Genomic DNA, 8,683 nt, shown 5'->3' with positions numbered 1-8,683 from the left:
CGGTCCTTGTCGTAGAAGATATGCGGCAGCACCTCCAGTACCCACCACAACGCTTTCAGCGATTTGTGAACGGGCGAACTGTTCGGCTTCTTATACAGCGGCTGGCACGCCGGATACGTCGTCGTTGGCTCGCCCAGCACCAGCTTTACCCGATCCGGGGCCAGCCTGATCCCGGCATTGTGCGCCTGCACGAGCATCCACTGCAGTGGGATGTTCGAGAGCCCACTGCACTCCTGCGAATAGCTCCCCCCGACATCGGAATGAACTCCGGCAAACCACACCTGCTGCACATCCTGCCCCGGCAGGGAGTTGCCCCACAGGTTGTCCTGGTAGAAACACCGCCGCTCGTCGATGCTTACCGCCTGCCGCCCCGTCGCGATCGTCTTGTTCTGCGCAACATTGAATAGCCGGAGCGGCGTGTAGACCCACCCCACAGACGACACCGTATCCCAAACGCCAACAAAGTGAATCCTGAAATCCTCGTGCGAGAATGTCTCCTTGAACGCCGCCGCCGAATCGACAGTGGGATTGATCGAATTTCGCGTTCGCACATCGTGCTGGTTCACGTAGAGTCGCCATGCATACGGCAGGTGTCCCTCATTGCCTCTGCACAGCAACCCGTAGCCATCCAGCAGGCCCGCCAGCGCACGTACCGTGTAGGCGCCACGCGAAAACCCGATCAGGCACACACGATCGCCATCGCTGTACGTCTCCATCAGATACTGGTAGGCATTCAGTACATTCGCCTTGAACCCCACGCCAAACGCCAGTCCCTTGATCCGCGACCACTCCCGGCCGAGCCGGTGCTGCTGGTTCGGATCACCCATGGTCCCGACGCCAGGGTGATAGTAGGCCACTTGTGCGGCATCAATTTCCAGGGTGGTGTACAGCTTCACCACGTTCGAATTCGCATCTCCAAACTCGTTCCCGGTTCCGTCACAGCAGATAACGATGTTCCTGGGTTTGCGCACCGTGGTGCCAATGCTGCCACCTTGAGTTTCCACTTCGGGCAGCGGAGGATAGAGAGGTTGCTCGCCTGCGGACATAGGGGAATCTCCGCCCCGGCCGTTCGATCTATCGTTGGGCGTGCGCCATAGTAGCAACACCCGCTCCATCATCCAAGTAGAAATCGTCTTCAGGGAACGTTTTTGGTTACCCGCACGTTCCGGAGGTAGCCGGTGCGACGCGAGGCCGCGGCCAAACTACGCGCTAACTGCTGAGAGTCCCATCTGCCGATTCTCGATCCTATAAGCTTCCGGGACGCGAGAACATGGCTCCATGTTACGGTGGTTTCAGAGTGAGCAGAAAGGGACTTAGCCCGGACCGTCTGGAGGCGTTCTCCGACGGCGTTATCGCGGTCATCATCACTATCATGGTGCTGGAATTGAAGGTGCCGGCGCCTGACGGCGTAGCCGGTCTGCGCGCGGTGCTGCCAACCATCTTGCTCTACCTGCTCACCTTCGTGCAGATCGGGATTTATTGGGTGAATCATCACTACCTCGTCGACGAGGTGGAGACGGTCAGCCACGGCATTTTATGGGCCAACCTGATGTTTCTCTTCTTTCTCTCGCTGTTTCCGTTCGCCACGGACTGGATCGGCGTTAAGGGTCTAACATCGTTCACCACCGCGCTCTACGCTGCGGTGAGCATTTTCCCAGGGCTCGGATTTATGGCGCTGTGGACCCAGATACGGGCGCAGAGTGCGGCGCCCGCGCACGCAAGTTGGGGCAAGCAGATCGCGTCTGTTTCGCTTTATCTCACGGCGATTCCCGTAGCCTATTACCGGCCTGCGGCCTCTCTGGCGCTAATCGGTATAGTTGCGGTTCTCTGGCTGCTGCCCCCGAAGGCTGAGGGTCCCGCCGAGTGAGGTGCAGGGTTTTTGCGGGACATCGGCGGCCCCGACATGCAGGAGTTCGGCACCACAACCGGGGTCTTCGAATGCAGACGAAATGTTCACTTGCGAACACTCGATGCCGCGAACCGGACACATCTTTGCTCAGGACTCTCGGGCTTGTGATCGGCATCACCCCAATAAGTCCAAAACAGCTTGTGGTCTGGTCGACCTCGTGCTTGAGTGTGTTGTGAACGGTATCGCCTTCGCACGGGACACGGAGAAAACGCGATGAATCAACTGGTGGCAGACTTTCTATATGCATTGCGGCAATTGCGCCGCGCGCCGGGTTTTGCGCTTACGGCAGTGCTCACATTGGCTCTGGGAATAGGGGCGAACAGCACAATCCTGAGCTGGATCAGTGCCACGCTGTTCAATCCCATTCCAGATGCGAAGAACATCGACAGGATGCTTACCATCCAGCGTGGCGAACGCAGCGAGCATCCCAGCCCGCCGTTCTCTTATCCGGATTTCGTAGATCTACGAGAGAACAACAAGAGTTTCTCGGGGATGCTGGGTTATCACGATGACTATATTTCCATCACCGGATCGGCCAAGCCTGAGCGCGTTTACGGAGCGCTGACCAGCGCGGACTACTTCGAAGTGCTGGGCGTGCAGCCGTATCTTGGCCGGACCCTCATTTCCACAAAAGGCGACGAGAGAGCGGGCGCGGCGATCGTGGTGCTGAGCTACGACTTGTGGCAGAATCACTTTGCCGGCGACCCCGCCATCATCGGAAGAACCATCCAGCTCAATCTTCATCCCTACACGATCGTGGGCATAGCGCCAAAGAATTTTCGCGGCTGCAAGAGCGGACTGCGTACGGATATTTTTCTTCCCCTGGCTGCAGATGATCCGATATGGGACAACAACCGGATCGGCAATCGTGGCGTAGCCTGGCTCAACGTTCTGGGTGTGCTTAGGCCAGGGGTTAATCCGCACCAGGCCGATATCGAATTGAACCTGCTGATGGAGCGCATCTCTGCGCAATATCCGGCGGAACATCGTGGAGCGAATCAGATTTCCACCGATCCGCTGTGGCGTTCGCCGTTCGGCGCTAATGTCTACATGGCCGGTACCCTTCCAATTCTGCTGGCGCTGGCCGCGGTACTGCTGCTTCTTGCCTGCGCCAATGTTGCCAACCTGCTGCTCGTTCGTTCGGTGGCGCGGCGTCGGGAGTTTGCGATTCGCCTGGCGATGGGCGCTCGCCGCTGGACGCTGGTGCGTCAGTTGATGGCGGAGAATCTTCTTATTGCGGCGGCTGGGGGAACAATCGCCCTCTGGTGCACAGTATGGACGGCGAAAACGCTGGGCACATTTTTGTCCTCTGCCGTGCTTCCACTGGCTCTCGACGGCCAACTGGACCGACGCGTAACGACCGCTACGATGCTGGTAGCAGTGCTGACGGCGCTGTTCTCCGGAGCACTGCCTGCCCTGCGCGCATCCAGCCTCTCACCCGGCATGGTCCTCAAAGACGAGGCGCTGAATACGTCTGGCGGCCTCCACAAATCGCGGTTGACTTCGGGACTCGTGATCGCGCAGATTGCGTTGTCTCTACTCCTTCTGACTTGTGCAGGTTTGTTTGTGCGAAGCCTGGAGAAGGCGCAGAGGGCAGATCCCGGGTTCGACCCAAACCACATGCTTCTGGTCACGTTTGACCTGCGCCCGATGGGTTATAGCGACGAGGCGGGGAAGGAGTTTCAGCGCCAGGTGCTGCTCAGGGTGCGGCAATTGCCTGGAGTGCAGTCGGCCACAATGGCGGACTTCGCGCCTCTCACGTTCACGATCCATTCCGACGGTGTTTTCCCGGAGGGTTACGTGCCCAGACTGCATGAGGATATGGACACGGATCGAGGCGATGTGGGCACGGATTATCTGGCGACCCTGCGCACGCCGCTGCTTGCCGGGCGTGATTTCAACGACTCAGATACGGCAAACGGAGACAGGGTCGCGATCGTGAACCAGGCGTTCGTCGTCCGGTACTGGCCGGGGCAACAGGCAATCGGCAAAAAGGTGCAGTTCGCCGGGCGGCCGAGAAGGGTCGTGGGCGTGATTGCGAACGGGAAATATCGCCGCCTGATCTACGATCCGACTCCGCTGATTCTGACGCCTCTCACGCAGCGCTACCAGAGCGAGGTGACTCTGCAGGTGCGTACTGGCGGCGAACCGATCGCCATGGCGCAGGCGGTTGAGCAAACCATCCATAGCCTGAATGCTGAGCTGCCCTTGTACGGCGTGACAACGCTGAAGGAGAAGATGCAACTGGGCAGCGTATTCGAGCGCATTGCTGTCACTTTCGCGGGCTCGTTTGGACTGCTGGCGCTGCTGCTGGCGGCGGTGGGGATTTACGGCGTGGTCTCGTACACAACCCGGCAGCGGACACATGAGATTGGCATCCGCATCGCTCTCGGGGCAGGCAAAGGCGCGATCCTGCGCAATGTATTGCAGCAGGGCATGATTCTGACGCTTGCCGGTTTGACGATCGGGCTGACGGCATCGCTCATTCTCACGCGCTTCCTGCGTTCGGTGTTGATCGGCGTGGCGGCCACAGATCCGTTTACATATGCGACTGTGGCGACGGTGCTGTGCGTCGTGGCAATGTTTGCTTGTTATCTGCCTGCGCGTCGCGCTGCGGCAGTGGACCCGGTGAAAGCTCTGCGCACCGAATGACTTCAGCCCGATCGAGCCGCACCACCCGGCTTGGCACATGACCGCCAACGCTCTCGGCCCGGGCCTTGCGTGGGCTTTGCCTGTTGGCCGGGTCGCATCGATCGAGGGAATCCTGGAGAGAAGCCGCAATTGGCTGGCTGCTTCTACCTGGCGCGTCTCGAACCCGAGGCAAGCGCTGAACAGAGCAGGCGCGGAGTTTGCAACCCGCGCCCGCTCGACCCTTTTCCTGGTGTTATTTCCTACGCCGTGTTCCCCGCTTCACTGCGTTACCGGTGGCGCTGGTGGCGCTTTCGGCGGTTTCAGATGCGGCGCATTCGGCGACGCAGGCCCTGCAACCGTCGGCGGCAGAGGCGGAACTTCGTCGCCGCGCTTAATATGAATGTCGCCATTCTCGGCAGTCAGCGAAATCTTCGGCCCGCCTGCACCGATCTTGCCGCTCACCGACTTGCTCTCTTCGCCCGTCACCGCCAACGGAAAATCGGTGACGATATCGCCGTTGCGCGTACTGCCGGTAACCGTGGCTGCCGCATTGGGAGGCAGAGTCAGTTCCACATCACCCTTCATGTTCCTCGCGTCCACTGCGTAGTTGCCCGCAGTCTCAACCGCAATCCGGCCATCGCGGTCCTCGACGTAGCTATCGCCGTACACCTGGCTCAGGTCCACGTCCTTTGAATGCGTGGTGACGCGTACCTGTCCCTTGGCCTGCGTTACGCGCAGGTTATCGGAATTCAGTGTCATGTCACCGGGAAGGGAAGCTACATCCATGTTGGTCACTGAAGTGTGAACATGCAGAGGCCCGCTCACGTTTTCCATGTGCACGTCGCCGAAAAGCTCGCCGTTGATCGTGACCTTGCCGGTGATTTCCGACAGGGTGAGGTCGTTGCAATTCCCTTCGGCGGTAATGTCACCGTCGACCTGGTGGGCAGAGAAGTCGCCCTTATCCGTCGAGAAATGCACCTGCACAGACCCTTTGATCACGCTCAGGTGCACATCGCCGTGGTTGGAATTTATGTTCAGACCGCCGTCGAGGTTTGCCGCGGTCACATCGCCATGTCCGGAATGCACCGTGACATGCGCGCTCTTGGGCACCGTCACGGTTAAGTTCAGCCGGCCATTGTTGTTGCTGTCCGACTTCACCAGCACCGCGTTGCCGCTCACCGTGACATGCGCCTGCTCGGCGTCAAATATCTTTTTCGCCTCGGCGTCTGAACCGGCATACGCCACCTCGTGGGCTTGCACCTGAATATTCGGCGAGTCTCCTGCCGTCACGCTCACATCGCCGCGCGGGTTCTCGATCTGAATTGCCGCATCCGAAGGAATTTGCACGCTCAGTAACTGCTGGTCGAGATCGTGCTCAGGCAGGCCGAACATGTTGAAGAAGTTGCTGTCGTCGTGGTCGCCCCAGTTGTTGGCCCACGGTCCCCACATTCCGCGGGTCGTTCCCGATGCGAAGAATCCAATCACAGCCAGCAGGATCAGGATGCCTACAAATCCGGTCCCGCGTCGCACAGGAGCTTCGCGGCGCAAATCCAGTGCCCACTCTGCCAGCATCGCCAGTCCGGCTGCAATCAGCAGCAGGGGCCACCATTTGCCATACCAGGTCCAGAAATTCTCCACCGCAATGTGGCCCGAATAGATCAGCAGCCACACAACGCCGATCGCTACAAGAATAAGTGGTCCAACTACCGAAGGAACACGTGGTCCGTACGCATGCTGATAGGTCGCTTTATAGGCGTATTGCTGTGCTTTCCAGGCGTCGCGCTGTGCGCGCCAGGCAGCTCTCTGCTGCTCGCGATATACCCGCCACTGGGTGCGCGGATCGTAACCACCAGGTGGTACATTCGGCGGCGCGCTCATGACTGTCCTCCCTCAGGGCCCTTCCCGTAGTCTTGCGTCGCGGGAACAATGGATGTGCCGGGTTGCGGCTGCGCAACCCCTGCCGCCGCTGGATTCGCAGCCGCACCGTATGGATACGGAGAACCCGGATACGGCGTCTCATCTCCAGCCGCAGCCAGGGCCGCGCGCTCTGCCAGTTTCAGCACCCCGATCAGAATCAGCAGAAGTGGAAAGAACAGGCTCCAGAATTCAACCAGCCCTGCTTGATGCATCAGCAGGATTGTCCCCAGAAGCAGCAGAATCGCTGGTCCTCTCAATCGGCGAATCAAGATATAGCGGTTCATTGCTGGCCTCCTTTTGTATCTTCAAAGCGACGCACAATCATCCATACACCAAGCGCGATAAAGACGAGCGGCCAAAGAAACTTGAGAACGTGTTCGGCCAGGAAACCAAGTTGATTCAGCAGCAACAGCAAACCGAATCCGATGAGGATGAGCGCACCAATCGGCTCCTTGCGGCGCCAGAAGACTGGAGGCACGGGAGGAACAGGCGGCACCGCCGGATCCACAAACCCAGGAGGCGGTGGCGGTGCATAGGACCCCGGGTACTGCTGGTACGGAATCTGCTGATAACCGCCCGCATTCGTGCCGGGATTTGGCGCAGCAGACCCTGGCCCCGGCGGAACTGAACTGATGGGCATGCCCTGCCGATGCTGAGTTCCGCCCAGGTTGAGCCAGTTGCCCACCTCGTTCAAACCCAGCGGATCGGGAATTGGCTGTCCATCGCGAATCGCCTTCGCGGTGTGGAATGCCTCAAAAGACTGATACAGAATCCACGCGGGAATAAACAGGCCGAATATCCCGTAGTGCGTCGTGATGCTGATGATCACGACAAAGATCACCACGTGGATCAGACCTTTGAAGTACTGGCCGTTGTACATCGCGCCAACGCCGGGAATGATTCCGAGCACCGCCGCGACAGACGGATTTGGACCGCCCGCACCAGGCGTTACAAACGGTTGTTGCATGCTCTGCCACGCCGCGAAGCAAGGCTCGCAAAGGATCTGTCCGTTCCCCGCATTGCGAACGCAGGCTGCGCAGAGCGCCTTGCCGCAATTCTGGCAATAGGCTGTCGCACTGACTCCGCTGTGATTTACGCAATCCATATCGTGCTCCCTTCCCGTATTGCCATGACGAACTCGGGTTCCTCAAGAACAGCTCTCAGTGCCTGAGGTGGATTGCCGGGTTCCGAAGAGCCCTCGGAATGCATGCATCCGGGTCCCAAACGATAGGTCTTCGTCGCTTGGGTGGTGATGGGCCAATCGTGATGCGTAACGGAAGATTCCTGATAATCGAAGTCTTTCAGCGATGGTGTCCCGGATTGTTGGGGAGGATCGACACGCGATCCGCCATCTTTCCGGTTAAGATTTTGTTTTGACTCCCCCGGCGTTGCCGGCTGAGTCTGCTGCTGCTTGCCCTGGTTGTTCTGGCGTATCTCCCGCATGCGGGATTCAACCTCGTACACCAGGCGCAAGTGATCGTAGTAGCGAATGATCGGCGTTGAAGCCATGGTCAACCGGCGCTCCATGAAAGAACGCACTGCCGTGGGCCGAAGATTCGAAAGCCGGATGTCAGTCAGCTTGACGCCCGTCATATTCAGCGTCAACGCGATTGAGAAGAACGCCATCGCAGCCGTCATCAGCAGTCTTGGCTCGGCAAAGCGGCGAACCCGCCCCATCATCCCCGGCCGCTGCCACGCCGGAATCGCCATTGGAATGACATTGCCTGCGGTCGCCAGCTTGTACTCGGAGGTGTGTCCCGGACCGGTCTGCGCCAGGATCTTATCCAGCAGACCCTCCGGGACCTCTGGTTCCGGGCTTAGAAACTCCAGCCACTCCCGGCCACGTCTGGCTTCCTCAAACAGAGCGGTGCATGACGGGCAGGCAGCCATGTGCGAGGAGAAGGTCGCCTCATCCTCAGGCCGCAAGAACCCATCCAGTGCGTCGGCCAGGAGAGTTTCCCAAAGCCCGCAAGCTGGAGAGTTCGGAATGTTTCCGCGGTCTGCCATCACATCACCTCCCGCTTATTACGTTCCAGAAGGCGCGCTAGTTCCGCACGGCCCCTGCTTATCCGGGACTTGACTGTCCCTTCAGGGATGCCCAGCACCTGGGCGATTTCCTTGTAATCCATGTCCTGTAAGTCCCTTAATATGACTGCTTCACGCAGCTCCACCGATACTTTTGCCAGTGCTCCCTGCACCATCTTGGCCAGTTCCTTCTGAGCCGCC

Annotated in this window: 8 protein-coding genes; 2 read left to right on the top strand and 6 right to left on the bottom strand. The window is 59.3% G+C overall.

What is annotated here, in order from left to right:
* Positions 1 to 1,046 (bottom strand): DUF2235 domain-containing protein (locus WA354_RS25055; RefSeq protein WP_472815759.1); only part of this gene is annotated, 1,046 nt, incomplete at its 3' end.
* A gap of 251 nt (positions 1,047 to 1,297) precedes the next feature.
* On the opposite strand from WA354_RS25055, the gene WA354_RS25050 reads away from it, so the two are divergent.
* Both WA354_RS25050 and WA354_RS25045 read left to right on the top strand, forming a co-directional pair.
* Positions 1,298 to 1,867 carry a TMEM175 family protein gene (locus tag WA354_RS25050; protein WP_472815758.1) on the top strand — a complete coding sequence of 190 codons (570 nt, stop codon included), beginning with the start codon at positions 1,298 to 1,300 and terminating at the stop codon, positions 1,865 to 1,867.
* A gap of 255 nt (positions 1,868 to 2,122) precedes the next feature.
* A complete protein-coding gene (locus WA354_RS25045) occupies positions 2,123 to 4,561 on the top strand; it encodes an ABC transporter permease (protein ID WP_472815757.1) in 2,439 nt (812 codons plus the stop codon).
* A 258-nt stretch (positions 4,562 to 4,819) separates the two neighbouring features.
* Here the strand turns inward: WA354_RS25045 and WA354_RS25040 are convergent, their stop codons facing one another.
* The 5 genes from WA354_RS25040 to WA354_RS25020 all read right to left on the bottom strand — a co-directional run.
* Entirely contained in the window at positions 4,820 to 6,418 is a 1,599-nt protein-coding gene (locus WA354_RS25040) for a DUF4097 family beta strand repeat-containing protein (protein ID WP_472815756.1), read from the bottom strand.
* On the bottom strand, positions 6,415 to 6,741 hold the full coding sequence (locus WA354_RS25035) for a hypothetical protein (RefSeq protein ID WP_472815755.1): 327 nt from the start codon (positions 6,739 to 6,741) through the stop codon (positions 6,415 to 6,417). The genes WA354_RS25040 and WA354_RS25035 overlap by 4 nt, the downstream gene beginning before the upstream one ends.
* A complete protein-coding gene (locus WA354_RS25030) occupies positions 6,738 to 7,562 on the bottom strand; it encodes a B-box zinc finger protein (protein ID WP_472815754.1) in 825 nt (274 codons plus the stop codon). The genes WA354_RS25035 and WA354_RS25030 overlap by 4 nt, the downstream gene beginning before the upstream one ends.
* Positions 7,550 to 8,464, bottom strand: a complete 915-nt coding sequence (locus WA354_RS25025; protein ID WP_472815753.1) for an anti-sigma factor family protein — start codon at positions 8,462 to 8,464, stop codon at positions 7,550 to 7,552. Before WA354_RS25025 ends, WA354_RS25030 begins: the two co-directional genes overlap by 13 nt.
* On the bottom strand, positions 8,464 to 8,683 hold a 220-nt coding region (locus tag WA354_RS25020), incomplete at its 5' end, for a sigma-70 family RNA polymerase sigma factor (protein WP_472815752.1). The genes WA354_RS25025 and WA354_RS25020, both read right to left, overlap by 1 nt.

The sequence above is a fragment of the Occallatibacter sp. genome, assembly GCF_049802275.1.
In the GTDB taxonomy this organism is placed as follows: Bacteria; Acidobacteriota; Terriglobia; order Terriglobales; family Acidobacteriaceae; genus Telmatobacter.
Note: the sequence above shows the minus strand (reverse complement) of the source record. Positions and strands in the feature narration are given on the sequence as shown.

Excerpts from the sequence above, each read along its gene's own strand:
- WA354_RS25025 (WP_472815753.1), bottom strand. The coding sequence starts at position 8,464 with ATGGCAGACCGCGGAAACATTCCGAACTCTCCAGCTTGCGGGCTTTGG.
- WA354_RS25035 (WP_472815755.1), bottom strand. The coding sequence starts at position 6,741 with ATGAACCGCTATATCTTGATTCGCCGATTGAGAGGACCAGCGATTCTG.
- WA354_RS25045 (WP_472815757.1), top strand. The coding sequence starts at position 2,123 with ATGAATCAACTGGTGGCAGACTTTCTATATGCATTGCGGCAATTGCGC.
- WA354_RS25040 (WP_472815756.1), bottom strand. The coding sequence starts at position 6,418 with ATGAGCGCGCCGCCGAATGTACCACCTGGTGGTTACGATCCGCGCACC.
- WA354_RS25030 (WP_472815754.1), bottom strand. The coding sequence starts at position 7,562 with ATGGATTGCGTAAATCACAGCGGAGTCAGTGCGACAGCCTATTGCCAG.